The sequence below is a fragment of the Nostoc sp. DSM 114159 genome (genome assembly GCF_053470285.1).
The window spans coordinates 7,627,255-7,654,082 of the sequence record NZ_JBPFEH010000001.1 but is presented as its reverse complement, the minus strand read 5'-3'; the positions used below and the strand labels follow the sequence as shown (position 1 = coordinate 7,654,082).

Genomic DNA, 26,828 nt, shown 5'->3' with positions numbered 1-26,828 from the left:
AGTGTTCCCAAAATTCATGAATATTCAACGTTGGATTGCGCGACGAGAACCTAATTGGCAGCGTTTGGATGCTTTATTAAGGCAGATAGAAAAAAAAGGGTTAAAATCCTTACGGGCAGCAGAAATTAGAGAGTTAGCGAGTTTGTATCGTTCCGTAGCAGCAGATTTGGCACGTGCCCGCACTCAGCAAATCGGCAATACCTCGATCCAAAGTTTACAATCTTTAACAACTCGTGCTTACACGCAGATTTACCAAGGTTCGCGGCGGCAGGAATGGCAGGCAATCCTAGAATTTTATCGCTGGGGATTACCATCTGTAGTCCAGAAAACATTTGTATATATTGCTGCGGCAACGATGCTGTTTTTACTAGGCGCACTTGTGGCTTGGTGGTATTCCTGGCAAAACCCCAGCTTTATGCCTTTGATTGTACCTGAAAGTTTGATTACCAAAGTGCGAGATGAGCATAAATTATGGATGGGTTCAATTGTCGGTGTTGAACCTCTGGCATCCAGCGGCATCGCAATCAATAATTTGTCGGTGTCTTTTGGGGCTGTCGCTGGTGGTATGACAGGTGGAGCATACACAGCCTATTTGATGATATTTAATGGTTTATTAATTGGTGCTGTTAGTACTTTAGTCGGTCAAAATAATCTAGCTTATCCTTTTTGGGCCTTTGTATTTCCGCATGGTTCTTTGGAATTACCTGCAATCTTTTTTGCTGGGGGTGCGGGATTTTTATTAGCAAGAGCAATTTTATTTCCTGGTAAATATCGCCGTGGAGATGCACTGAAATTTTATGGATATCAAGCGGTGCAGTTAGTATTTGGGATTGTACCAATGTTGCTTATTGCTGGTGCGATCGAAGGCTTTTTCTCTCCTAATCCTAATGTACCTGATGCAATTAAATATCTGGCAGGAATAGGATTATTTATACTTTTAGTGCTGTATTGTAACCGCAAGCAAACAGAAAATAATTTAGATGGCGGCTGATTGGTAAATTTAAAAAGTATTTTAGAATAAGGTAAATACTAAATATGTAAATAAATCATCATAAATTGGAGTTAGGAGAATCATGGTACAAACATCAAATAAAATATTGACTCTAGAAGAGTTTCTCAAACTACCAGAAACTAAACCGTATTGCGAATACATCGACGGTAAAATCATTCCAAAACCTATGCCTCAAGGAAAACATAGCACTATTCAAGGAGAACTCTGTCCCACAATCAATTCTGTTATCAAAGTCCAAAAAATGGGTTGGGCTTTTCCAGAATTACGTTGCACTTTTGCAGGACGTTCTATAGTTCCCGATGTCGCTGTATTCTCTTGGGCAAGGCTTCCTGTAGACGAAAATGGTGATATTTCCAATACATTTTCCGCAGCACCCGACTGGATAATCGAAATTCTTTCCCCCGAACAAAGCCATACAAAAATTACAAAAAAAATCTTACACGCTCTCAATCACGGGACTCAAATGGGTTGGTTAATTGACCCTGATGAGCGATTCATTGCTGCTTATCCTGCAAGACAACAACCTTTACCTTTTGAGGAAATTGAGTCTGTTTTACCAGTGCCAAAATTTTGTCAGGGGTTACAGTTGACTGTGGGTGAAATTTTTGGGTGGTTAAAGGTGACTGCGTAACAAATATTTTGTTCAAGCAAACCTAATATTCTTGCACTTAAATATGCCAAGACGCACAAATGATATGCCAAAACGCATTATCGCCGAACTATCTGATGAACAAGAAGCAATGCTTCCTATCTATAGAGATAAGTGGCGATCGATACAAATATCAACTGAATCAATAGAGCAAGAAAAAGTCGCAGCAATAATCAAAGCTGCTTATGCGGTGAGTGATTATCCTGAGCCTGAGATATTATTCTATAGCAGTCCTATGACCGCAATTGAAAATATTTTTACTATTGAGAACTTTAAGGCATATCTAGGGCGCGATATCCACATCAAATTCCTTAAAAGAGTAGTAGATCACCTTTTACATGGAATAAGGCAACAACTTGACGAGCATCTCTTTATTAGGTTACGGAATCAAGTCCAACATCCTGAATTTCCGTACTACTCAACTGAGAGTCATCCACTAGTTTCATACTTTCCTTACACAGCAAGATGTCTTGAACATCAACTAATTGCCGATCTCGACAAGCTTGAATTTGAATTTACTGATATTTTGTACTTTACAAACAACCTGACTAGACCAGCAGAATGGGCAATTTGGGGTTGTATGCTAGATTTTTGTATCTCAGTTCTTAATCTTCAACACGATAAGAAAAAATGGAATGTACTTCAAGAATTGATGCAACATTGTGGTTTAATATTCCAATTTGAAAAGGTTTGTATAGTCTGCGATCGCCCTTGCAAGTTGTCTTTTGACAAAGAAAATATGCTTCATGCTGAAGGGGAAGCTGCTCTTCAATTTGCTGACGGCTATAGTGTTTATGCTTGCCACGGAAAACATCCTTCTCAAGAAGAACGATATTATCAGGGGCAAGATCCTGAGTCTGTTTAGATGTGCAATTCCAGGCACTCACCGATAAATACTGAAGTGATAATTTTTAGATTGCAATAATTTACTCAATTTGAATTATTTAAATTAAATTTTAAAATTTTATTAATTTTTAACTAAATAATTTAGTCAAGCAAAATCAACAAGAAAAAAATTTTCAACTTAATATTTAAATATATCTTAATTTCTTGCTTATCAATTGTTAAAGAAGCTTTAACCATACAAAATGTAGCCTGTTTAAGACTGGAATAACACCAAGAAAATATTCCTTTAATCAGAGGTAATATGATTTTTTCGACCGCCATATTGAATCGTGTCGTTGCTACTTCATTGGTGACAACTTCTGTTGCACTTAGTCCATTTTTTGGTGCGATATCGCACAAGCTGAAACTCTTAATGGTGCAGGAGCAACTTTCCCGGCTCCGCTTTACGAACGCTATGCTCGTGAAGTGAAGAAGAAATATCCAGACTTGAAAATTAACTACCAAGCAATTGGTAGTGGTGGCGGTATTCGTCAAGTCATCGCTGGAACCGTTGACTTTGGTGGTAGTGATGCTGCAATGAAAGATGATGAAATTGCTAAAGTCAAGAATGGTGCAATTTTAGTACCTACAGCAGGCGGTGCTGTTTCTGTTGTTTACAATCTTCCAGGCGTTAACGATCTCAAATTATCCCGCGCTACACTACCAGCAATTTATTCAGGTCAAATTACCAAATGGAATGACCCGAAAATTAAAGCTGATAATCCAGGCGCTAATCTACCAAATCAAACAATTAAATTTGCTGTTCGTGCCGATGGTAGCGGTACAACTTTCATTTTTACAAATCACTTGAGTGCCATCAGCGGTTATTTTAAAGGCAGAGTTGGAACTAACACTGCTCCAAAATGGAATCTGCCAAATGTCCTCAAAGGCAAAGGGAATCCAGGCGTAGCTGCTATAGTAGCTCGTACTCCTGGTTCTATTGGTTATGTTGAATATAGCTACGCTGTCAAAAACAATCTGAAATCAGCATTGGTACAAAATAAGAACGGAGAATTTGTTGCTCCTTCTTTAGAATCTGCAAATGCAGCATTATCAACTGTCACTTTCCCAGACAATTACCGCGTTTTTGTAGGAGATCCAGGACAAGGTTATCCCATTGTCGGTCTTACTTGGATGATGGTTTACAAACAGTATGCTAATGCTGCTAAAGCTGATGCAATTAAGAAATGGATTAATTGGGTATTGAAAGACGGTCAACAATATAACGATGATCTTAATTACACCAAAATTCCATCTGATGTAGCAAATCGAGTGCTTCAGACAGTGAATAGCTCTGTCAAGCCTTAATTTGTAATCTTTAGGACTTATTCACAAGAGTTCCGCCGCTTAAAAAAGGAAGGGTGCTTTGAATATAGCAATCCTAAATTAGATTGTGAGAATTTTTGTTATGTTCGTCCTTGGTCATTTGTCCTTTGTAATTACAAATAACAAAGGACAAATGACTAATGACTAATGACAAACTGAGTTAATAACTCGCTCTACCAGTAATAAAAAATCTATTTTATTGAGTTGTAATGGCATTATCAGATGATTCAAATCTCAGCGATGAAAATTTCAATCTAACTACTACCAGCGGTATAAATTTTTGGTTTGACCAAGGTTTTACACGGCTAGTATACTTTTTTGCCGTAATTACCGTTGCAGTACTATTGTTGATGACTTGGGTAATTTTACACGAAGCTCTACCAGCCATTAAGCAGTTTGGAATGGGGTTTTTATGGGGACAAGATTGGGATACAGGTAATCAGATTTTTGGTGCATTACCCTATATTTATGGAACTTTGGTAAGTAGTGCGATCGCTATTTTATTCGCTGTTCCTGTGGGAATAGCAGTAGCCTTAGTTACAAGTGAAAATTTCTTACCTTCATCGCTGCAAATCACCCTAGCATTTGTTGTTGAATTAATTGCTGCAATTCCCAGTGTAATTATTGGTTTGTGGGCGATTTTTGTCTTTATTCCAGTTCTAGAACCTCTACAAAAGTGGTTAGCCAGTACTTTGAAATGGATACCACTGTTTAATACAGAAGATCCTTCTGGAACTAATATGTTAACTGCTGGAATTATTCTCGCCATCATGATTTTACCCACAATGGCAGCAATTAGTCGTGATGTCTTAATGGCTATCCCTAAAGAATTACGTTCTGCATCTATGGCTTTAGGTGGCACTCGTTGGGAAACAATTTTTCGAGTTTTGCTACCATCTGGATTTTCTGGAATAGTAAGTGCAGCAATGCTTGCTTTAGGACGGGCTTTGGGTGAAACAATGGCCGTTACTATGGTGATTGGTAACTCTGCTCAAATCAGCGCTTCTTTACTCGATCCAGCTTATACAATTCCCTCTGTATTAGCTAATGAATTTGCTGAAGCTGAACCGGGTTTGCATATAGGTGCTTTAAGCTATTTGGCATTGATTTTATTTGGGTTGACTTTAGCTGTAAATATTGGCGCTGTCATCTTGGTTAAGTGGGTTGGTAGGATAAATAAATGACACTATCTCATTTTTAAATTCCTACAAATAATTCAGTGTAGCAAGTTTATCAATCAACCTTTGTCAAAATTATGAGTGGTTATATTCAGTCAGAAAAAAATGAATCTTTGGCGGCAGAATTGTGCAGGCCTCTGCCAAGGAAGCGGGTAATATTTACCTATGCAATGAATGCGATCGCCTTTGGTCTTACAGGTCTAGTACTCATTCCTTTATTATCAATTTTGTGGGAAATTTTTATCCGGGGAATATCTGGACTTAAATCAGAAATGTTTGTCAAAGCAGTTATTGATAATGGCTTTGGCAATGCCATCTTGGGAACCATAATCATGGTGTTAATTGGTGCTATTTTCAGCATTCCCACAGGGATAATAACAGGAATTTTCTTAGCAGAATTTGGTCAAACTAACCCAATTGCTAGTATTGTTCGCTTTGTCACCAGCATTCTTACAGGCGTACCTTCAATTGTTGTCGGCGTATTTGCTTATGGTGTGATAGTTTTGGTAACTAAAGGATTTAGTGCGATCGCAGGTGGTTTTGCTTTAGCTGTGATTATGCTACCTGTAATTATACTGACAACAGAAGAATCCTTAAAACTGATTCCCACATCTCAACGCCTCGCTTCTGCTGCTTTAGGTGGAACTCGCTTCCAAACTACTTTTCGCATTGTTGTAACTACTGCAATCCCCGGAATCACTACAGGCATTTTATTAGCTGTAGCTCGTGCGGCTGGTGAAACAGCACCCTTAATTTTTACTGCTTTATTTAGTTTAGATTGGTCAGAAGGATTGTTAAGTCCTACAGCTTCTTTACCAGTATTGATTTTTAACCTCTACAACGATCCCGACCCACAAAAAAGTCAATTGGTATGGACTACTTCTATAGTTCTACTCAGCTTAATTTTATCTGTCAGTATTCTCTCTCGCTTAGTTATTAGACAAAGAAGACTAAAGTAAAATAAATAATTTTTTGTATTATTTTGCATCCTGGCAAAGTATGATATTAAAATGGCAAACTGCCAGTAAAAAGCCTTGTTTGATATATTTTAATTACGAATTACGAATTACGAATTACGAATTAGCATGAGTAACCTAATTCCAGCTATCAAAGTTAAAAACATCAGCTTTTACTACGGGACAACAAAAGCTATTGAAAAGGTGTCAATAGATATTTACCAAAACCAAGTAACCGCAATTATTGGCCCTAGTGGTTGTGGTAAATCTACCTTCATCAAAATTCTTAATCGCATTAGCGAATTAGAAGGGCCTGTAAAAGTTGAAGGAGATGTAGAATTTTTTGGTCAGAATATTTACGATCGTCGTGTCAACATCAATCGATTACGCCGCCAAATTGGTATGGTGTTTCAAAAACCAAATCCTTTTGGGATAAGCATTTACGAAAATGTTGCCTACGGGATGAGAATAGCAGGTAGGCATTCAAAATTAGAATTAGATGAAATTGTCGAATCTGCACTTCACAGCGCTGCGCTTTGGGATGAAGTCAAAGATAAGCTCGATAAATCAGCTTTAGGACTTTCTGGTGGTCAGCAACAAAGATTATGTATTGCCCGTGCTTTAGCAGTCAAGCCGAAAGTTCTGCTGATGGATGAGCCTTGCTCGGCTCTTGACCCCATCGCCACCATGAAAGTTGAGGAACTACTCCACAGTTTACAGTCTGAATTGACAATTGCGATCGTTACTCATAATATGCAACAAGCCGCTCGCGTTTCTGATTTTACGGCTTTCTTTAGCACCGATGAAAGTCGGATTGGTCAAATGGTTGAATTTGGTGCTACAGAGCAAATCTTTAACAACCCACTAGATCCTCGCACCCGCGACTACATTTCAGGGCGTTTCGGTTAAGGTATGCTTGATTCGTGACTTATTGATTTTTGTCGAGCTATCTTGCACTAGAGAATATTCATAAAGTGTCGTTTAAAAAAGTTACTAATTTATCTTTATAAATAAATTAATTCCTCACTAGCCATGAAAAGTATATGATATTCATATTTTGATTTCTACATAGCTATTTTAAATTGAACCAGACCTAATCCTTTTTCAATAGTTAAGGTATGAAAGGTGGGTATAAAAAGTCTGTAAAAGATAAATTTTGGAGCATTACTTTAATACAAGTATTTTCTAACAGTTGATTTGCTGTATAGCTACTGCATGGCTACGTAATTTCCATGAATGTCTCCTTTTGGGAGTAACATAGTGAAACAGCGGCGCTAATTTGTACTACTTTACCTAGTCAGGTTTTGTTTCACACGTTTTAGGAATATGAGTAAACTAATTCCAGCCATCAGAGTCAAAAACTTCAGCTTCTATTACGACACTCAAAAGATAGTTGAAGGCGTGTCAATGGATATTTACCAAAACCAAGTCACGGCAATTATTGGTTCTAGTGGTTGTGGGAAATCTACTTTTCTTAAATCGTTAAATCGCATGAGTGAATTAGAAGCAGAAGTAAAGGTTGAAGGAAAAGTAGAATTTTTTGGGCAGAGTATTTATGAGCGTCGTGTTAACATCAATCGCTTACGTCGCCAAGTTAGTATGGTTTTTCCCAAACCAAATCTTTTTCCCATGAGCGTTTACGATAATGTTGCTTATGGGGTGAAGTTAGTTGGATGGCATCCGAAAGTAGAATTAGATGGAATTGTTGAATCTGCCATCAAAGCTGCCGAACTTTGGGATGAAGTGAAAAATAAGCTGCACAAATCTGCTTTAGAGCTTTCTGGTGGTCAACAGCAAAGATTATGTATTGCCCGTGCTTTAGCGGTAAAACCTAAAGTTTTGTTGATGGATGAGCCTTGTTCAGGTCTCGATCCTATGGGTAGTATGAAAATCGAGAATTTGATCCATAACTTGCGTTCTGAGTTGACAATTGTGATTGTTACTCACAATATGCAGCAAGTTACTCGCCTATCTGATTTTACGGCTTTCTTTTATAGTAATGACAATCGGATTACTCAAATGGTTGAATTTGGTACTACCAATAAAATCTTTACTAACCCGGTGGATTCTCGTACCCGCGACTATGTTTTCGCTCGCATCGGTTGAAGTGTTTTTTAAATTCTAGCTATTGAGAGGGTTCATACATAGTGCAAGCAAAAATGAGGGGTTAAATTGAATTTCCGCTTGTTTTAAGTTTTTCTGGTGTTAGGCAATGCAATCTCATATTGACAGTATTTTTTTATACTATATATTTAAAGACAAGTATTTGCTCTAGACCACCTAAATCATAAAATGAAATGTCCCCGGTGCGAATCTACTTCATATCGTAAAAATGGTCGTCGGAATGACAAGCAGAATTACCTCTGCAAAAATTGTGGTAAACAATTCCTAGAACCTGCATTCTCTCGTTCCTTAGAAACTGACTTGCTTGCTAACAGCAACGGACATACTAAAGTATATACGGCTGAAACGACGGAACTTTCTTTATTAAAAAACCTGCCCGAAGAAAAAATCACAGAGAAAAGCCTTAGCTCTTTTAGTTTGACATTAGCTGAACAACTGCTGCAAACGATATTATCGCCTGATTGGTTAGAATCTGTTGCTTTTAGCCAATTTATTCAAAAAATTCAACAAATAGCTCAAATAAAACATCAATTAGAAACAGGAATATCACTTCTACTTTTGGATGCAGAGAACTTAAAATTAGATGTTAATTCAGAATTATTTTTAGCTAGTGTCTGCAACTATCCTCTTCAATTTAAAATGGCATTTGCTAACTGGAGAAATCCAAGTATTGGAAAACAAGATATTGAACTATATAACCGTGGCTATCAACTTGTCCATGTGCCAGAAGGTAAGGATAGTGCTGATGCAAAAATGATCGCTTTCGGGGCTTGTATTGTACGCTCTTATCCAACAGTTAAAGAAATATTAGTCTGTTCTAACGATGGAATTTTAATTCACCTTTGCAACGAACTCCAAAACCAAGGATTAATTGTCTATTGGGTACGTAGACAAGGGCAAACTTTATATATAGAAAACCGCAATACTGGCAAAGTAACTCATTATTCTTTAGCAATGGCAACAGAAGTTCCATCTTTGGAAAAAGTGGTTGAGCAAATTCAAGATTTAATTAAAAATGAACAAGAATCAATCAATACTCGATTACACAGTTTAACAACTATTGCAAGTTTATTTCAAGAAAGATCCAATATCAATAATAAATCTAATCATAAGCAACCAGAAATTGAAGAAATTACCCCTATTATTATAGATAATTCATCCGTACAATCTATTCAAGAAAATTCTGCGGAAATTCCTAATGAAAAAACATTAGATAAATTACTCTTAAAAATTATTCAAGATATACAAACAAAGTCTCCCAAAACTAAATTGTCTGTGTCCAAGCTTGGCTCAGAGTTACGTAAAATAACCGGAGAATCTCCTAATGCAATTATTAAAAAATTAAAGTTAGGTTCCAATTTTACCAAGTATTTAGAATCATCTTCCACATTTACATTAAAAATGAATGATAAGGAATATGAACTAATGCCGCTACTCTCCGAATAGATACTTTTTGAATGTTTACGCACAACCTGAGCCTGTAATTCTGTATTATGTAAAAACATGTAAATAAATGTAAATAATACAATGCAGGATAAAGTTGTTGTTATTGTCGGTGCTACTGGTGGTATTGGTTCAGCTTTAACACAAAAACTTGCGCCTACCGGAGTCCGGTTGGTACTGGCTGCCAGAGATGCGGTACGTTTAACCACACTGGCTGCTGATTTACCAGGACAAGTTTTAACTATTCCCACCGATATTACTGACCCCCAACAGGTAGATACTTTGATAGAAAAGACCATCGCTGAGTTTGGTCAAATTGATATTTTAGTGAATGCAGCTGGTGCTGGTATACTCAAGCCCTACAACAGCCTGGAACCCGCTGATTTAGACAAGATGTTAGATGTCAACTTAAAAGGTAGCTTTTACACCACTCAGGCGGCTGCTGAAGAGATGCAAAAGCGCAAGTCTGGTCACATCTGTAATGTAGTAGGAATTCTGGGTAAGCATTCGATGGGGATGGCAGCGGCTTATTCGGCTTCTAAGTTTGGTGTTGTCGGTTTTAGCAAGTGCATAGCAGAGGAACTCAAGCGTTTTGGTGTCAAGTTCACGTTATTCTACTTTGGTGGGGTAGATTCTCCTTTTTGGGATAATGTCAACCTAAAAGTAGACCGAAAAAAAATGCTTAGTCCTGAAACTGCTGCCAATGCGATTTTCTTTGCCCTTTCTGCCGAACCGCAAGCTGTGCCAATGGAAATTAACATTCAACCTGATAGTCATTTGTTCTTTTAGAGTGGGAGTACGCTTACATAATTCTTGCTTAGGAAAGACGTGAAAATCTAGCAGAAAAGGCAAAATTTACAGATATATAAACTGTTATGCTGGATTTTCAATATCTATGAAAATTGATCGCGTTCATTTCTATGTAGAAGACGCCAAAATGTGGCGGGATTGGTTTGTACGCCATCTTGGTTTTCAAGCAGTAACCGATCGCATCAGTTCATTTCACACTTGTACACAAGTGGTGAAAAGTGGTGATGTCTGCTTTTTTCTATCTTCACCCCTGTTGCCTACAAGTCCAGTAGCTGAATTTCTGCGTCAATATCCACCTGGTGTGGCAGATGTCGCTTTTGCTGTCGAAGATGTTGAAGGCGCGATCGCCCTAGCTCAAAAACACGGTGCGACAATCCTACAACCCATTCAGGAACGCCAGATAGGTACGGCATCCCTCAAGTGTGGCAAAATTGCCGCCTGGGGTGGACTGACTCATACATTGATAGAAAGGTCATCGGTTTTTGAGAAAGGACAAATGACTAATGACAACACTTTTACCGCCATAGATCACATAGTGTTAAACGTGGCAGTTGGTGAATTGGATCGTGCTGTGGCTTGGTACGAAAAAATTCTAGATTTTCAACCCCAGCAGGCATTTAAAATTAAAACCAATCGCTCTGCTTTACACAGCCAGGTGATGGTTTCGCGCAACGGTAGCGTCCAATTGCCAATTAATGAGCCAGCTACCAGCAATTCTCAAATTCAGGAATTTCTAGATGTCAATCGGGGGCCAGGAATTCAACATATTGCCTTGCGGACGACTAATCTTGTGAGTGCGATCGCTAAATTTCGTGCCAGTGGTTTATCTTTACTCTCGGTTCCCCAAACTTATTACTCGCAGCTAAAACAGCGACCAGGAATCACGCTATCACCTCTAGAACTAGAAGCGATCGCCCAACAAGAAATTCTAGTAGACTGGCAAGAATATACTCCTTTAGAGGGAGGAAATACCGCGCCTTTATTACTACAAATTTTTACCCAGCCAATATTTGAACAGCCGACATTTTTCTTTGAGTTTATTGAACGTCGTTACCAAGCTCAAGGTTTTGGCGAAGGTAACTTTCGCGCCTTATTTGAAGCCATTGAAAGCGAACAAATCAAACGCGGTACGCTGCAATGAGGTCATTGTTGATACTTTCTTAAAAAAGGTTACAAAAAAACCTTTAGCTAGACTTAATACCCTCAAAAAATAGCCATACATCTGAGATAAACTTAATAAAAATTAACTTTTACCGCCGATGCTAAGACTTATTACTGACTTCGACGGCCCAATTATTGATGTTTCCGAACGGTACTACCGTGTTTATCAATTCTGCTTAGATAAAACCCGTCGCCCAGATCAAGTAGTGCAAGAACTTCCGAAAGCGGAATTTTGGCAGTTAAAGCGATCGCGTGTTCCTGAAAAACAAATCGCCTTAAATTCTGGGTTAGACGAAGCTCAAGCTCAAGAATTCGCCCAGTTGCGACGGCAAACTGTGCATACAGAACCTTACTTTCACTATGACACTCTCGCGCCTGGTGCTGTAGATGCACTGTTAAAAATTCAACAAGCTGGAATTGATTTGGCAGTTATGACCATGCGCCGAGTTAGAGAACTAGATTATGCTTTCAAAAAACATGATTTAGGCAAATTTTTCCCGGAAAATCGTTGTTATTGTCTGAGTAACGACTACGTAAAGACTCGTGATATTGAAGATAAGCCCTTGTTAATGGCTAGGGCATTAAAAGAACTGCCCCCGGCTGCTGATACTTGGATGGTAGGCGATACGGAAGCCGACATCACCGCTGCGAAAAATTATGGAGTTAAGGTGATGGCTGTGGAATCTGGAATTCGCGATCGCACCCAATTAGAACTTTACCACCCCGACTTAATTGTTCAGGATTTTAGCGCTGCTGTAGATTTAGTTCTAAAAGCTAAATACCCTGTCTAAAAGGCTCTGTACCTGCAATATAATTCAATTAATCAGCATTCAGGTTGCAAATTAAAATAGGAGTCAGAATAGGTATTCTGACTCCTGACTTTTTATCTTAGAAGAACATACATAAACCATGTCTTCTTTATAGAAACCTGCTTAGAGCAGTGGTTTAACGTAGAAAACTACTAACTAACCACAACAATATAAACGTCACTACAGTAGAGAACTGATTCGTTTCCAGATTGATAAATGATATTTGTGGTAAGAGCCAGCTAGCAATTAGTCCGCCAACGATTAGGCCAATTATTAAACTGACCAGGGTGAACAAAACTGCTCGGCCAAATTTACCTTCCTTGCGATTAAGAAAGTAAATACTAGCGCCCACACCAACCACCAATGCTAACTGCAAAACCCGATCGCCTCCCTCTGGATAGAACAGGCTAATAGAACTCAAACCGAGAAACCAAGCTCCTGGTAAGAGTATATCCGCAGGCGTTGGCTGATCCAGCATCCGTTGCAGCCATGCGGGTGACTGTTCGCGAGGGGTTGGACTTTCTTTAGGAGGCAATTGCACTCGCAACTCTGGAAACCGTATCCGCTCAGGGACTTTGATTTTACCTTCCTGGCGCATCCGTAAGCGATCCATTAAAATCGCATCGTAAGCCGCCTCAATCACTTCTAAATGCTTGGCATCGCCATTATGTTGCTCGAATAGGCGATTACGAGCATCCTGAATTTCATCGAAGCTAGCCTCTTCTGATACCCCAAGTTTTTCGTAGGGATTTTGATCGCTCATGGGAGTTTGTTACTTCAGCCTCAATCAGCGGCAGTCTTTTATCGAATAAAAAACAATTTTAGGTTTTATTTCGATCGAAACTAAAGTCTCGACCTATTTATATGCCCTACCAGGATAGTAGCACGGGTTAGTTTGATCGACTTTGTAATTTCAACTATAGTCACTTTAACATATCGCTATAACTCCGTGTATACCCTCATGTCGTTGTCTAATTCTGGCTCTAATCTAGAATTTGAACGGAGAGTACCTAAAACTCATGGTTTTTATGAAAAAATCAACTTTAATGTTTCAAATCTGGCAACTTACTGTGCCCTAAAAGAGTTTTTTTTTAATTATACTGAATAATCGCTTGTGGTATATATCCACATATCGATTTAAAATTGAAACGTTTTAAGTTACCAGTTAACTGGGATCGAGAAGGTGTCTTGCTATCAAGAACGGTTGCAGTTCAAGTCAGAGCGCTTATATACTGTTGGCTAACAGAAGTTTCGCCTTCTCCTTGCCCACAATCCCGATTAGAGTATTTATTTTCAAATAATCGGGATTGTTATACCGTAGCCATGTAGATTCTTAGTTAGTCCTAAAATGGCAACTGCGTTTTTACGCAACTCTCTTGTTAATCTTACGAATTTTTGTGCAAAGTAATGGTCATGGCTCCTGCCAAGATTCTTGTAGTTGACGACGACCCTGCGGTTCGGAATTTAATCCAACGCTTTTTGATTAAACAGAACTATCAGGTGGAGGCTGCCGAAGATGGAAAGACAGCCTTAACTCTATTTGAGCAATTTAACCCTGATTTGGTGATTCTAGATGTGAATCTACCAGATGTCACAGGGTTTAACCTCTGCCAAGAGATGCAAAGTCGTAATGGTGTTTTTGTTTTGATGTTGACTAGCCGTGCTGACGAAGCTGATAAAATTCGCGGCTTTGCTAAAGGTGCTGACGACTATCTCACCAAGCCTTTTGGACTAGGAGAGCTAGAAGTCAGAGTCGGAGCTATTTTGAGGCGTCAGCGAGTGATAACTACAGCCGAGCAGAAACGCTTGGTATTTGAAAAACTTATGATCGATCCAGTGCGACGGGAGGTAGCACTTAATAACCAACCAGTACCTTTAACTGCTCTGGAATTTGACTTGTTGCATTTTTTAGCTAGTCATCCAGGCCGAGTTTGGCGGCGGGCAGAACTAATCCAAGAAGTGTGGGATTATGAATATGTCGGCGACCAGCGGGTTGTAGATGTTCATATCGGCCAAATTCGCAAGAAGATTGAAATTGATGCTAGTCAGCCAGCATTAATTCAAACTGTACGTGGCGTAGGCTATAAGTTTGAATCTGCTGTTCACCCCCAGCAGTTGGAAGGCAAGTCTTGAGTTTATAGTCTAGAGTTTTTTAACTCTTGACTGTTGACTCTTGGGAGAGCCATTAGGGAATTTTCTTAGTTTTAGTAAAAGACAAATTTAGACAATCAAAATAAGTAGATATTCCTCAAATACACGCCAAACAGTTATTTGAGATATTTATTTATCTATTTCAAATAGTAGACAGGGGAGAGAGTCCACTGGAAAATATTTTTTGGTATGTAACCGTTTTGATATATATAACGGTGCTGAGATTGGAGTTCATCGGGTACATAGCTGTGCATTGGTAGTCAAATGAAGCTAAAGTCCCCTTAAAAGACCCGTTTAGCCTCTGTCTGGAAATGCTGCCGTAAGTCAGGGAAGCGGCAGCCTCAAAATAGACATTTCCAGTTGGAGACTGAGAACAAAGGTAAATTCCACTCTATTACCAACTACTTTTGGCAATAAAAGAAACTATTAGAACTTTTTTATGGATCGGAATCTACCGATCTTTTTTATTGTAATATTGCCGATCGCTATCAGCTGAAAATCCCATGAATGGGGCACGGTATGCCGTGCCTCATTAATAAATAGGGGAATAACGCCCTTTATACCAGTAGCTATGGGGTGTCTAGTAAATTAGCTGTTGCTGGTGAGTCAGTACAGGGCATTTCTACTGTGGAGTGATGGAACAAAGTTTCCAGATAAACTCGAGCAGCACGGCGATCGCTATCTCCATTTTGGAGTAAAAACAATGATAGTGCCGCCGTCAGTACTCTGTTTTCATCCCAATCGGGATGGGTTTCTAAGTAATTTTTTAAGGATTCGTGGAGTGTTTCAGGAATTTCTGTAAAGATGCTAACCGTTGATTTCATGAGATTTTCCTCCTATGAGGATAATCAAGAGGGACAAGTTGCTTGCGGTAAAGCGGTTTAAGGCTTTACACGCTCTTTCGTTATCCCGACAATCTGCACTTACATCTAGTAGTAATATATTTTACAAGTTTGATGCCAGCGGTTGAACAGAATTATAAAAGCAAGCCGCATCATTGTGCGCCAAAAGGGGGTGGGTTTGTCAATGCTGCGAAATGTTAAAAACGATGGTATAAAAAATAAATGCGAACGACAGAATAGGCATTTAAGGCAATTTTTTGTTACTTTACTTCATAAAAACTCAGTCCTTAAACTTCTTTGCTACTTATAATCAACAATCCCCAGTAAGACAGCAAGAAGCCTATTAGCTCGTATAGCACCTGTGGAAAACTGCTAAAATCCCTGTGGAAACCCTGTGGAATGAATGAGGAAAATAGTAACCAATGATAAGAATTACAAAAATGTCATCAAATTATGACATTTAAAATTATGAAATTAGCTTCTCAATCTCAGTTATCATCGTGGTTGCCTTCGATACATCCCCAGGTTTGGATTTTCGCAATTGGGAGATTTCTCTCGGAAGTTGGTACCGGCTTTACCCTGTTTTACGCCCCCATCTTTTTTGTCAATCAACTTGGTTTATCTGCAACCAGTGTTGGGGTAGCCTTGGGTAGCGCCTCGATTTCCGGCATCGTAGGGCGGATTGCGGGTGGTTCTTTGGCTGATTCTGAATATTGGGGACGCCGCCGCACTTTGTTGCTAGCGACGGCGATTTCAGCCATTGCTTCTTTAGTTTTAGCTGCAACCAATAATTTCACTTCTTTGGTAATCGGTAGCTTGATTAGCGGTTTAGGGATAGGTTTCTATTGGCCATCGGCTGAAGCTGTGGTTGCTGACGCTAGCCAAATTGACAATCGACGGGAAACTTTTGCGATCGCCAGACTAGCTGATAATCTGGGGTTAGCGATCGGAATTGTGCTGGCTGGGTTTTTAATCGCGATAATTGGGAATTATCGCTGGCTATTTGTGATTGATGCCATCTCTTTTATGGCATTTTTTGGAGTTGTCTATGTAGGGATTAATGAAACCGAACAACAGCAAATAGAGGAACCTGAAAAGACAGAACTTTTTGCTGCTTGGATGGCAGTATTAAGAGATTGGCGTTTCCTAGTCTACATCGCAGTTAATATATTCTTCACAATCTATATTTCTCAAATCCACAGCACTTTGCCGCTTTACTTCAAAAACTTTGTCTTTGGAGAAAGTACTACCGAAGGATTTGCTCAAACTACAATTAGCGGATTATTTGCTTGGCATCTATTGTTCGCTATTATTTGTCAGTTGCCCGTCACCAGCATCTTAAAACGCTGCTCTCACACACTCGCGCTGACTGTTTCCGCCATTCTCTGGGCAATTGGTTTCGGACTGATTTGGGTAAGCGGTACAGCCCCATCTCATCATCTGGTTTGGGTAATATTGGCATTGGGAGTATTTGCTATGGCGATTGTCTCTTACACCCCATCTGCTGCCTCTTTAGTGACTGAGTTAGCCCCAGAAAATCAACGCGGTGTTTATTTTTCCATCAACGCTTTGTGCTGGGCTGTTGGCTCTTTTATTGGTCATCCCTTGGGTGGATGGGCATTAGATCGACCACAAATTATTACAAATAGTTACTGGCTAGGCTTCATCTTGAGTGTGGCGATCGCTGTAGCAATTTTACAGTATCTCAATCGAATTTTGGCTGAGTAACATAACTCCCCACGGTAAGATGACCTGTTTTTTGACTCTATTGCCGACGTTCTTGCAGCTTACGATATACAGATTTTAAATCCACTTGATGGTGAGCTAAGGCAACCAAAGTATGATATAGCAAATCAGCAACTTCATCGGCGATCGCATCTGCTTTATCATCCTTAAAAGCCATTACCACCTCAGCCGTTTCCTCAGCAATCTTTTTCAAAATTTTGTTATCACCACCTGCGAATAACTTAGAGGGGGTCGAAGAGGTTTAGTAAGTTATCTTTAATAGGTGTTAATTAAATAGATAGACAAAAATATTTACAGTCATTGCGAGCGAAGCGAAGCAATCTCAGCCTTTGGGATTGCTTCATTCCGCTTCGCTCGACTCGCAATGACATTGTGTAATTAATTCTGTCCGACTACTTAATGCCAAGGTGTATAGATGAGAATAACTGCTGAGGAGTTGTTGCAACGATATGCTGCTGGGGAAAGAGATTTTACTGGGGTTGATTTGAGTGGGGCTGACTTGAGTGGTATCAATCTTAGTGGAGCTAACTTGAGTTTTGCCAATTTGAGTAGTGCTAATCTCATCGGTTCCAATTTGAGTTGTGCTAACTTGTTTAGAATCAGGTTGGATAATGCGGAATTGGTGGGTGCTAACTTCGCTGGGGCTGATTTGAGAAGAGCCAAGTTGGAAAGTGTTTACGTAAGAGGAAGTGCTAATTTCGCTGGGACTGACTTTAGAGATGCCTCCCTGACTGTTCTTTTTGAGGGCGTTAATCTGACGGGGGCTGACCTCAGTGGTGCTGATTTGTATAGGTCTTGCCTGGAAGACACTATCTTGAGGGATGCTAACCTGACTGGTGCCGATTTGACTAACGTTTATTTGGAGAACGCTGACTTTACTAATGCCAACCTGTTGAATGCTGATGCCGCTCATTGCACCTTTGACTGTGTTATTCTCCATAACACCACTATGCCAGACGGCAGTATTATTACTGATAACCGTTGGAGTGGATAAGGAATAAAAACTATTCAGCAAAGATTTTTCACAAATCCACGGTAGGATGAATTATTTTTTTGACTCTATTGCCGACGTTCTTGCAACTTGCGATACACCGATTTTAAATCCACTTGATGGTGAGCTAAGGCAACCAAAGTATGATATAGCAAATCAGCGACTTCACCTGCGATCGCATCTGCTTCATCATCCTTAAAAGCCATTACCACCTCAGCAGTTTCCTCACCGATTTTTTTCAAAATTTTGTTATCGCCACCTGCGAATAGTTTACAAGTGTAAGAACTTTCAGTAGGATTATCGCGGCGATCGCATATTATTTGAAACAATTGCGACAATGTATCACCTGGAGGTGAGGCAATTTTTCCTTCTATTTGGTGGAAACAACTGCGCTCTCCAGTATGACAGGCAACATCTCCTAATTGCTCTACGCCGATAAGCAGCGCATCACTATCGCAGTCATAACGGATACTTTGCACTTTTTGAATATGCCCAGAAGTCGCCCCCTTGTGCCACAATTCTTGCCGAGAACGGCTCCAAAACCAAGTTTCTTCAGTTTCTAAAGTCTTTTGTAACGACTCCTGATTCATCCATGCCATCATCAGGACAGTACCATCTAGATAGTCTTGAACAATTGCAGGCACTAGACCCCGTTCATCGTAGCGAATTTTCTCAACCGGGATAGTGTAATGCAGCGATCGCGAATCGTTAGAAGACATACCAGCTAGTTTGCTCTCATGAGAATAATTTATGGATTCACGATACCATTCAAAATAGGACAGCCGATATGTTTTTTTTGAATTAAATATCTAAAGTCAAGTCTTCATTGGACTTGCATAACATAATGTTATTTTTTTGGTTCCGCTAATTTTATAGGATAGAAATTCTAAGCAGTGTTTAACCCTATCCTAAGATAGAGCGTTTTATTGCCCACTGTTAGGAGAGAACTTTGGTAAATACCACAATTAAAACAACAAAATCACAAGAAGTCTTCGCCGCTGCTCAAAATCTCATGCCCGGAGGAGTCAGTTCTCCAGTTCGTGCTTTTAAATCTGTGGGCGGACAACCCATCGTTTTCGATCGTGTCAAAGGCGCGTATATTTGGGATGTAGATGGCAATAAATACATAGACTATGTAGGCACTTGGGGCCCAGCTATTTGCGGTCATGCTCATCCAGAAGTCATTGCAGCGTTGCATGAAGCTTTAGAAAAAGGCACCAGTTTCGGCGCTCCCTCAGTCCTAGAAAATGTTTTGGCAGAAATGGTCATCGATGCCGTTCCTAGCATCGAAATGGTCAGATTTGTTAATTCTGGAACTGAAGCCTGTATGGGAGTTTTGCGGCTGATGCGGGCTTTCACCAACCGAGACAAAATCATCAAATTTGAAGGTTGCTACCACGGACACGCCGATACGTTTCTAGTGAAAGCGGGTTCTGGTGTTGCCACACTTGGCTTGCCAGACTCACCGGGAGTTCCTAAAGCAGCAACTAGCAGCACTCTAACTGCACCTTTCAATGACCTAGAAGCAGTCAAAGCTTTATTTGAAGAAAACCGCGACGAGATTGCCGGTGTCATTCTTGAGCCAGTTGTCGGCAATGCTGGATTTATCGCACCTGATGCTGGCTTCCTAGAAGGTTTACGGGAACTAACTCACGAGTATGGAGCGTTGTTGGTATTTGACGAAGTGATGACAGGCTTCCGCATTGCTTACGGTGGCGCTCAGGAAAAATTTGGCGTCACTCCCGATTTAACAACTTTGGGTAAGGTGATTGGTGGTGGTTTGCCAGTAGGGGCTTATGGTGGTCGCCGAGATATTATGTCAATGGTTGCGCCTGCCGGCCCCGTATATCAAGCTGGGACTCTTTCTGGTAATCCCTTGGCGATGACTGCTGGTATTAAAACTTTAGAATTGCTGCAAAAGCCAGGTACTTACGAGTCTCTTGAGCGAATTACTAAAAAACTAGCAGATGGTTTGCTGCAAATTGCTAAAGAAACTGGTCATGCAGCTTGCGGCGGTCAAATCAGCGCCATGTTCGGCTTATTCTTTACCGCTGGCCCAGTTCATAACTATGAAGATGCGAAAAAGTCTGATACAACCAAATTCGGACGCTTCCATCGTGGAATGTTAGAGCGTGGTGTTTACTTAGCACCCTCTCAATTTGAAGCTGGGTTTACATCTTTTGCTCACACAGAAGAAGACATCGAGCAGACTTTAACTGTTGCACGGGATGTAATGTCTAGTCTGTAACCTTTTAAGGATAAGGGATTTCCAAAAAAAGTATTCTGTTAACTCTTGTGGGGTAGGCATCTTGCCCCACAAATGGATGATTTATCGGAAGTCCCTTTTTTTTTGAGACAGAAACAAGCGTGCGGAGTTTTCGGACTCACTTTAAAAGCATTATTTGCAGAATTTTCAGCAATTAATAGTGTTCAATCCTCTGACGCTGCTGGGGAGCGAAGAAATTTTTTAACAGATTTGCTCTCTACCATCATTACTCAAGAAAGGTCACATCTTCGTCATCATTTCGCAATGGCTTCGTCAATGGAATATGCAATATTTAGCCTACATTAAGATTCATAGTTAATGAGGCAGGATTAATAAATTATAGGGGGTTAAGTCCCTTGCAACTAAGAAATGTCAAGTTTTGTGGCTCTTGTCTGAATCTCCGTTGCAAAACTTAACTTAATTACAAATTATTTTACTTGCCTTTTACAGTTCTCGAAATTCCCTCATACCCCATAGATTACAAAAATTAATACGTAAGAAAGTTCTCACCTTTATGGTGAGAGTTTTGCTTATAGATATTAGATTATCCATCGGGTAAGCTATTTTTTCAGAGTCAGGGTTGGAGCTAACTTTAAAAAATAGACCAGTCATAACTGTAGCTCGTATGGCAGGGCTTACAGAGTAGAAAAAGCTGCCATAAGTATCGTGAAAAAAAGATGGTTCGACCTTGAAGGAGCTATGAAGTGGACGACAATAAGTCATTTTTTAGTCTGCAAAAAATATTAGTTACGTTGCTTGTCTTGAGTGGGAGTGTGAGTGTCAGCACGATGATGCTTATTAAGTCAAGCTCCTCTAATGCTCAAAGTACAGAGAATATAAATGCAAACAATCAACCAAGCAAAGTTGGAATTGAGCAGCAGATTGAAGAACTCAAAGCGACGATGCTTAGAAGTTGGCAGCAGCAAGTACAAACAAAAGGTTTTTCATATACTGTGCCACAGCGTTTTCAAGGAGCAATAGTTGATGCGGCAAAATTGACTCCCGAACAGAAAGTAATTGCGCTCACCTTTGATGATGGGCCATGGCCTCAAAGTACCGGGCAAGTACTAGATATTCTCAAAAAAAATCAGATTAAGGGGACATTTTTTCTGATTGGGCAAAACGTGAAGAATTATCCAGGCTTAGTAAAGCGGGAAATTGCTGAGGGTCACGTAATTGGTAATCACACTTGGCATCATTGGTATCAATTCTTAAATCCACAAGCAGCTGCCTATGAAATTGACCACACAGCAGACTTGATTTATCAAGTGACAGGGATTAAAACAAATTTATTTCGACCACCAGGGGGAATCATGCACAATGGGGTGGCTAGTTACGCTAGAAATAGCAAATATGCCATCATTCGCTGGTCGTCTGACTCTGTAGACTACTCACGTCCTGCTGTACCAAAATTAATTAATAATGTGTTTAGGAGGGCCAAGCCAGGTGGAATTGTGCTAATGCATGATGGTGGTGGTAATCGCTCTAAAACTGTGCAAGCTTTACCAGAAATTATTGCCAACTTTCGGAAACAGGGCTATAGGTTTGTTACTATTCCTGAACTTTTAGAAATGCAAGATCGAGATCAAAAGCTGACAGCAAACAAAAAAACCGTCCAAAACTAACATCTGAACGGAATTTTAACGTATTAATATTTTATGCCAATCTAGTAATGTTACCAGTTGTGCTGATACCTTACAACTACAAGTCAGGAGGTAAAATCACCTGATCGATTGCGTGGATTACACCGTTACTACCTGTGATATCTGCCTGTGTTACTTTAGCATCATTAACAGTTACACCGGTAGCAGGATCGACTTTAACGTTGATTGCGCCACCTTCGAGGCTTTTAACTTCACCAGACTTTAAATCAGTAGACAATACCTTACCAGCAACCACATGGTAAGTTAAAATCTTGAGCAATACTTCTTTGTTATCTGGCTTTAATAATTCTTGCAAAGCATCTGCTGGTAACTTAGCAAAAGCTGCATCTGTGGGTGCAAAAATAGTTAAGTTATCTTTGCCTTGCAGAGTTGCGCTTAATCCTGCTGCTTTTAAAGCCTTGGTCAACGTGGTAAAGGAAGCGTTTGACTCTGCCAAGGCTAACAAGTTTTTGCCTTGATTGCTACTTGCCCCTGGTTTTGGTGGAGTTGTGGTCGGTGTCTCAGTGGGTGGAGTACCTGGAGTGACGGGTGTAGGTTCACTAGGTGTAACACTAGGTGTAACACTACCACCACCACGGTTATAGGGAGGCTCGTTGAAAATACTTGGTCTGGGATTTACCGTTCCACCACTTTTCTGTGCTACTGGTTTGCGTTTGGTATTGCCCTTTTCGATTTGGGAAACGGCTTCAGTCGGTGCGTATTGAGTGTTTGCTTGAAGCCGTTGACCTTGGTTATAAGGAGCTTCGTTGAAAATACTGGGGTTAGGATTTAGTACCTCTTTCGCATCAGATGGTAAAGTAATGAGGACGCTGAAACTAGTAAATCCTGCTATGCCTGCCAACGCGGTCAGAAATTTGCTGTAATTTGTCTTCATAAATTTTGTTTTTTTTGTCCACACATTACATAAAGATTTATAACATTTTGCTATGCACAAAATCTAACTCAAGAGGGAAGTAAGGTTTTTCTCTAGAAGAGTTTGTGCTAGTGAGGTTAAATATTTAACCCCGATTCACGCCGATCGGGATGAAATATATCTACCATATATTTCATGTAAATTGAGCAAATTTTCTCCATCACACCAAAATTTAAAAATCCCACTCGGTGTAAAGTAAATTCTCAGAAAGTGTGAAAATCTCACCTCTACAAGTTATGAGTTACGATGAGCTTCGAGAAAGATTATACTTAAAAGACAATTTATATACATACCTGTACGTAAATCAATAGTTGATTCATAAATCCTGAATTACATAGAGAAGAAAACTATATTTCAGAATCAACCATTGATTATTCAGCAAAAGCACAGAAATTACTTTCCGAAATCTTTTAACGTAGGCTAACGCTGACGAAGATTGCAGTAACTGTTGAAGACCGACGAATGAGGGGTTATGTCTATTTATATATAGGAATCCGCTTTGATTTGGAGAAATTAGTTGCGTTGGGAGGGGATAAAGAACAGGGGAGAAGGAATAAAAGTGTACTAAGTTTTTTTCACGCAATCAAATACGAGTCATATATATGCTGAATTAAATTACTTAGTTATTTGATATTTTAATCAATCAGAAAACAATATTTTTTTGAATCGATAATTTTATTTTGCCAAAAATCAGGCATCGGTTAAACCTTAATGTCAATTAAATAGACAGTTAACCAACTAATACCAATAAAAATTACTAAAACTAAAGATACAATTGTAAAGTTAATAAGTTGACCAGTTACAAGAGATAGAACACATGCTGGAATTATACCAATGGGAACTCTCTCAATACTCAGAGAAAGTGCGCCTAATTCTAGATTTTAAAGGACTAGATTACCGCAAAATAGAGGTTACGCCTGGGATTGGACAAGTGGAACTGTTCCGGCTGACTGGTCAAAGACAAGTGCCTGTATTAAAGGATCGTCATAAATATATTGCGGATTCTACGGAAATAGCTAAGTATTTAGACTTAGAGTATCCCGATCGCCCCATAATACCGCAAGATCCTAAACAACGGGGTTTAACTTTATTAATAGAAGAATGGGCGGATGAGTCCATAGGCATCAAAGGTCGCAAAGCACTATTTGCAGCCGTAAGTCAAGATCAAAATTTCCGTAAGTCTTTATTACCCACGTCAACACCAGATATATTTAAAAGTCTGGTTCAAGGAGTACCTAGTGACTTACTGACAGTGTTGGGTTTTGGCGTAGGTTACAGCCCAGATGTGATACAGTCAGCGATCGCATCTTTAAAACAAGACTTGGAAGCCTTAACGTTATTATTGGCAGATAGTCCTTATTTAACAGGAGATGAGCCGACTTTAGCTGACTTAGCGGTGGCTGGCTTATCGATATTGCTCAAGTTCCCCTCTGGTCCCTATCTGGATTTACCAGCTTCTATCAGAGGTAAAGGATTGCCAATCTTTGCCGAGAATATAGATTATGAACCATTCTTTACCTGGCGCGATCGCCTTTATGCCCAATTCCGCAAACCGTTAATTAGTACCACTCCATCAACAGGAAGTGCGCCAACCTCGATTCAGATTGATTAGATAATAGGGCATAGGGAATTGGGCATGGGGCATAGGGGATGGAAAAGAAAAACAAATGACCAATACTTCGACTACGCGGTAGTTGAGCGCAGTCGAAACTCAGTACAAGTGACCAATGACCAATGACAAATGACAAATACTTCGACTACGCTCAGTACAAGTGACAAATGACTAATCAGATGAATTCGGCACAACCATTAGGTTCGGTCATTCAAGGTTCTCTAACTGAAGGTTTAGAAGTCCGATTGCATCCTGACATTTCTGTAGAAGATATGCGGGTGGGTAAATTTCTTGTTGTGCAAGGGATGCGATCGCGTTTTTTTTGTATGCTGACAGATGTAGCATTGGGAGCTGCTAATGCCCGAATTATTGCTAATCCCCCTAATTGGGAAGACACTTTTTTACGAGATGTTTTAGCTGGAAGTGGTACTTACGGTACTATCAACCTCGCGCCGATGTTGATGTTTACTCCCGAAACTGAAGAATCTTTCTCCCCAACAAATGGCAAATCGGCCAATCCTTTCCTCCCATCGGTGACTGGTTTAGCTTCATTTGTGCCACAAACCAGCACGACGATAGAATTGTTGCCGGTAAAAACTATTCCTAGCCACTTTAGCCAAGTTTACGATGCAAGTGTTGACGATTTTCGCCGAGTATTTGGTTGGGAAGATGACCCCCAAAGGCGCAACTTTTCCATCGGTAAACCTTTGGATATGGATGTGCCCGTTTGTATCGATTTGAATCGCTTCGTGGAACGGAGTAATGGAGTTTTTGGTAAATCTGGTACTGGTAAATCTTTTCTAACTCGGCTACTTTTAGCTGGCGTTATCCGAAAAAATGCGGCAGTTAACTTGATTTTTGATATGCACTCTGAGTATGGCTGGGAAGCCGTTGCAGAAGGTAAAAATGTCAATACTGTTAAAGGCTTAAAGCAACTTTTTCCTAGTAAGGTAGAAGTTTATACCCTCGACCCGGAATCGACAAAGCGTCGGGGTGTGCGTGATGCCCAAGAACTTTATTTGAGTTACGAGCAAATTGAAGTTGAAGATATTAAATTATGTGGTCGAGATTTAGGACTTTCTGACGCAGCCTTGGATAATGCCAATATTTTGTTTAATGAGTTTGGCAAGTCTTGGATTGTCCAGCTGTTAAATATGACTGGTGAAGACATTAAGATGTTCTGTGAGGAAAAGCCGGGACACCCAGGTTCAATTAACTCTTTACAGCGCAAACTCTTACGGTTAGACAGCTTGAAGTATATGCGAGCAGTTTGCCCGCAGAATTACATTAGTAAAATTGTGCAATGCCTGGAATCTGGGAAGAATGTTGTGATAGAATTTGGTTCCCAGTCTAATATGCTCTCTTATATGTTGGTGACGAATATGATCACCCGCCGTATTCACGAGCATTACGTCAAGAAAGCAGATAAATTCCTGCAAAGCAAAAATCCTAGCGATCGCCCAACGCCATTGATGATTACCATTGAAGAGGCGCACCGCTTCCTTGACCCAGCTATCGTCCAAAGTACTATCTTTGGGACTATTGCCCGCGAGCTGCGGAAGTATTTTGTCACACTTTTGGTAGTCGATCAACGTCCATCAGGCATTGATAATGAAGTGATGTCGCAAATAGGGACTCGCATTACCGCTTTGCTGAATGATGAAAAAGACATTGAGGCGATTTTTACAGGTGTATCTGGTGGTAGCGGACTGCGATCGGTATTGGCAAAGCTAGACTCGAAACAACAAGCTTTAATATTGGGTCACGCCGTTCCGATGCCCGTAGTAGTCCGTACCCGTCCTTATGACGCAACTTTTTATGCCGAAATTGGTGAGCCAGCTTGGGAAGAAAAACCTGACGCAGAAGTATTCGCCGCTGCGGAACTAGCCAAAGCTGACCTGGGATTTTAGATTGTCTTTTGTCCTTTGTCCTTTGTCCTTTGTCACTTGTACTGAGCGAAGTCGTTGGCGCAGTACAAGTGACCAATGACCAATGACCAATGACAAATGACTAATTCGTAACATCCCTCCATTGTCACAGCAAATTAAGTTCGGTTATCCGGCTAGTTTTTGGCAACAGAAGAGGGGTTTTTGGCGTCACTATAGATATAGTCAATAATTTCAAGGAAATTTAAAATTTTTTTCTATAACGACTGCTTTTGAATTATAATAATAGGTTTTATCTAAAGATAGTTTACTATTTGCCTGATTTGTCGTATTATAAGTTAAGTAGAACTCATACCGACTTCGGATTTACCGCTCGGTGTTAGTAACTGTCTAAGAGAATAATT

The 26,828-nt window shown here is 40.0% G+C and carries 22 protein-coding genes and 3 pseudogenes; 20 read left to right on the top strand and 5 right to left on the bottom strand.

From position 1 onward, the window contains the following. The first annotated feature begins 16 nt into the window (after positions 1–16). The 12 genes and pseudogenes from ACR5KR_RS32215 to ACR5KR_RS32160 all read left to right on the top strand — a co-directional run bounded on the left by ACR5KR_RS32215 (position 17) and on the right by ACR5KR_RS32160 (position 12,335). Positions 17–991: a stage II sporulation protein M gene (locus ACR5KR_RS32215; protein ID WP_448269342.1), complete on the top strand. Its 975-nt coding sequence runs from the start codon at positions 17–19 to the stop codon at positions 989–991. 82 nt (positions 992–1,073) lie between these two features. Further along, positions 1,074–1,643, top strand: coding sequence for a Uma2 family endonuclease (locus ACR5KR_RS32210; protein ID WP_448269341.1), 570 nt, complete (start codon positions 1,074–1,076; stop codon positions 1,641–1,643). A 43-nt stretch (positions 1,644–1,686) separates the two neighbouring features. Further along, on the top strand, positions 1,687–2,526 hold the full coding sequence (locus ACR5KR_RS32205) for a DUF6745 domain-containing protein (RefSeq protein ID WP_448269339.1): 840 nt from the start codon (positions 1,687–1,689) through the stop codon (positions 2,524–2,526). 282 nt (positions 2,527–2,808) lie between these two features. After that, positions 2,809–3,854, top strand: a pseudogene (gene pstS / locus ACR5KR_RS32200) (phosphate ABC transporter substrate-binding protein PstS). A 227-nt stretch (positions 3,855–4,081) separates the two neighbouring features. Further along, positions 4,082–5,056, top strand: coding sequence for a phosphate ABC transporter permease subunit PstC (gene pstC, locus ACR5KR_RS32195; RefSeq protein ID WP_448269338.1), 975 nt, complete (start codon positions 4,082–4,084; stop codon positions 5,054–5,056). Positions 5,057–5,127: 71 nt separating this feature from the next. Beyond that, the gene (pstA, locus tag ACR5KR_RS32190) at positions 5,128–6,009 is read left to right on the top strand and encodes a phosphate ABC transporter permease PstA (protein WP_448269336.1); all 882 of its coding nucleotides are present in this window, start codon (positions 5,128–5,130) and stop codon (positions 6,007–6,009) included. A gap of 126 nt (positions 6,010–6,135) precedes the next feature. Next, positions 6,136–6,915, top strand: coding sequence for a phosphate ABC transporter ATP-binding protein PstB (gene pstB / locus ACR5KR_RS32185; RefSeq protein ID WP_322669961.1), 780 nt, complete (start codon positions 6,136–6,138; stop codon positions 6,913–6,915). Positions 6,916–7,332: 417 nt separating this feature from the next. Continuing rightward, positions 7,333–8,112, top strand: a complete 780-nt coding sequence (gene pstB, locus ACR5KR_RS32180; RefSeq protein ID WP_445629229.1) for a phosphate ABC transporter ATP-binding protein PstB — start codon at positions 7,333–7,335, stop codon at positions 8,110–8,112. Between the two features lie 186 nt (positions 8,113–8,298). After that, positions 8,299–9,576: an IS1/IS1595 family N-terminal zinc-binding domain-containing protein gene (locus ACR5KR_RS32175; protein ID WP_448269333.1), complete on the top strand. Its 1,278-nt coding sequence runs from the start codon at positions 8,299–8,301 to the stop codon at positions 9,574–9,576. A gap of 81 nt (positions 9,577–9,657) precedes the next feature. Continuing rightward, entirely contained in the window at positions 9,658–10,362 is a 705-nt protein-coding gene (locus tag ACR5KR_RS32170; protein ID WP_448269331.1) for an SDR family oxidoreductase, read from the top strand. Between the two features lie 106 nt (positions 10,363–10,468). Continuing rightward, positions 10,469–11,524 carry a 4-hydroxyphenylpyruvate dioxygenase gene (gene hppD / locus ACR5KR_RS32165; RefSeq protein ID WP_445629226.1) on the top strand — a complete coding sequence of 352 codons (1,056 nt, stop codon included), beginning with the start codon at positions 10,469–10,471 and terminating at the stop codon, positions 11,522–11,524. A 118-nt stretch (positions 11,525–11,642) separates the two neighbouring features. Further along, a complete protein-coding gene (locus tag ACR5KR_RS32160) occupies positions 11,643–12,335 on the top strand; it encodes an HAD family hydrolase (protein ID WP_448269328.1) in 693 nt (230 codons plus the stop codon). 154 nt (positions 12,336–12,489) lie between these two features. Here ACR5KR_RS32160 and ACR5KR_RS32155 read toward each other — a convergent pair whose 3' ends face one another. Beyond that, on the bottom strand, positions 12,490–13,116 hold the full coding sequence (locus tag ACR5KR_RS32155) for a CPP1-like family protein (RefSeq protein ID WP_445629224.1): 627 nt from the start codon (positions 13,114–13,116) through the stop codon (positions 12,490–12,492). A 650-nt stretch (positions 13,117–13,766) separates the two neighbouring features. Here ACR5KR_RS32155 and ACR5KR_RS32150 point away from each other — a divergent pair. Beyond that, entirely contained in the window at positions 13,767–14,486 is a 720-nt protein-coding gene (locus tag ACR5KR_RS32150; protein ID WP_445629223.1) for a response regulator transcription factor, read from the top strand. A 650-nt stretch (positions 14,487–15,136) separates the two neighbouring features. On the opposite strand, the pseudogene ACR5KR_RS32145 reads toward ACR5KR_RS32150, so the two are convergent. After that, positions 15,137–15,328 (bottom strand): annotated as a pseudogene (locus tag ACR5KR_RS32145) (DUF2811 domain-containing protein); the annotation flags it as partial. Positions 15,329–15,814: 486 nt separating this feature from the next. Here ACR5KR_RS32145 and ACR5KR_RS32140 point away from each other — a divergent pair. After that, positions 15,815–17,074, top strand: a complete 1,260-nt coding sequence (locus ACR5KR_RS32140; RefSeq protein ID WP_448269325.1) for an MDR family MFS transporter — start codon at positions 15,815–15,817, stop codon at positions 17,072–17,074. 37 nt (positions 17,075–17,111) lie between these two features. On the opposite strand, the pseudogene hisE reads toward ACR5KR_RS32140, so the two are convergent. Then, a pseudogene (hisE, locus tag ACR5KR_RS32135) lies at positions 17,112–17,330 on the bottom strand (phosphoribosyl-ATP diphosphatase); the annotation flags it as partial. Positions 17,331–17,507: 177 nt separating this feature from the next. On the opposite strand from hisE, the gene ACR5KR_RS32130 reads away from it, so the two are divergent. Continuing rightward, on the top strand, positions 17,508–18,086 hold the full coding sequence (locus ACR5KR_RS32130; RefSeq protein WP_448269322.1) for a pentapeptide repeat-containing protein: 579 nt from the start codon (positions 17,508–17,510) through the stop codon (positions 18,084–18,086). Positions 18,087–18,151: 65 nt separating this feature from the next. Here ACR5KR_RS32130 and hisIE read toward each other — a convergent pair whose 3' ends face one another. Further along, positions 18,152–18,802 carry a bifunctional phosphoribosyl-AMP cyclohydrolase/phosphoribosyl-ATP diphosphatase HisIE gene (hisIE, locus tag ACR5KR_RS32125; protein ID WP_335009633.1) on the bottom strand — a complete coding sequence of 217 codons (651 nt, stop codon included), beginning with the start codon at positions 18,800–18,802 and terminating at the stop codon, positions 18,152–18,154. 230 nt (positions 18,803–19,032) lie between these two features. Here hisIE and hemL point away from each other — a divergent pair, with 230 nt between their 5' ends. The 3 genes from hemL to ACR5KR_RS32110 all read left to right on the top strand — a co-directional run bounded on the left by hemL (position 19,033) and on the right by ACR5KR_RS32110 (position 21,974). Next, positions 19,033–20,331: a glutamate-1-semialdehyde 2,1-aminomutase gene (gene hemL, locus ACR5KR_RS32120; RefSeq protein ID WP_445629219.1), complete on the top strand. Its 1,299-nt coding sequence runs from the start codon at positions 19,033–19,035 to the stop codon at positions 20,329–20,331. Between the two features lie 72 nt (positions 20,332–20,403). Then, positions 20,404–20,655 (top strand): hypothetical protein, encoded by a 252-nt coding sequence (locus ACR5KR_RS32115; RefSeq protein WP_448269320.1) that lies wholly within the window; start codon positions 20,404–20,406, stop codon positions 20,653–20,655. 398 nt (positions 20,656–21,053) lie between these two features. Beyond that, positions 21,054–21,974: a polysaccharide deacetylase family protein gene (locus ACR5KR_RS32110; RefSeq protein ID WP_448269318.1), complete on the top strand. Its 921-nt coding sequence runs from the start codon at positions 21,054–21,056 to the stop codon at positions 21,972–21,974. Between the two features lie 76 nt (positions 21,975–22,050). On the opposite strand, the gene ACR5KR_RS32105 is transcribed toward ACR5KR_RS32110, so the two are convergent. Then, positions 22,051–22,887: a fasciclin domain-containing protein gene (locus tag ACR5KR_RS32105; RefSeq protein WP_445629217.1), complete on the bottom strand. Its 837-nt coding sequence runs from the start codon at positions 22,885–22,887 to the stop codon at positions 22,051–22,053. A gap of 856 nt (positions 22,888–23,743) precedes the next feature. Between ACR5KR_RS32105 and ACR5KR_RS32100 the strand changes: the two genes are divergently transcribed. Both ACR5KR_RS32100 and ACR5KR_RS32095 read left to right on the top strand, forming a co-directional pair. Then, positions 23,744–24,538, top strand: coding sequence for a glutathione S-transferase family protein (locus ACR5KR_RS32100; protein WP_445629216.1), 795 nt, complete (start codon positions 23,744–23,746; stop codon positions 24,536–24,538). A gap of 179 nt (positions 24,539–24,717) precedes the next feature. Continuing rightward, on the top strand, positions 24,718–26,448 hold the full coding sequence (locus tag ACR5KR_RS32095; RefSeq protein WP_322693142.1) for an ATP-binding protein: 1,731 nt from the start codon (positions 24,718–24,720) through the stop codon (positions 26,446–26,448). Positions 26,449–26,828 lie beyond the last annotated feature (380 nt).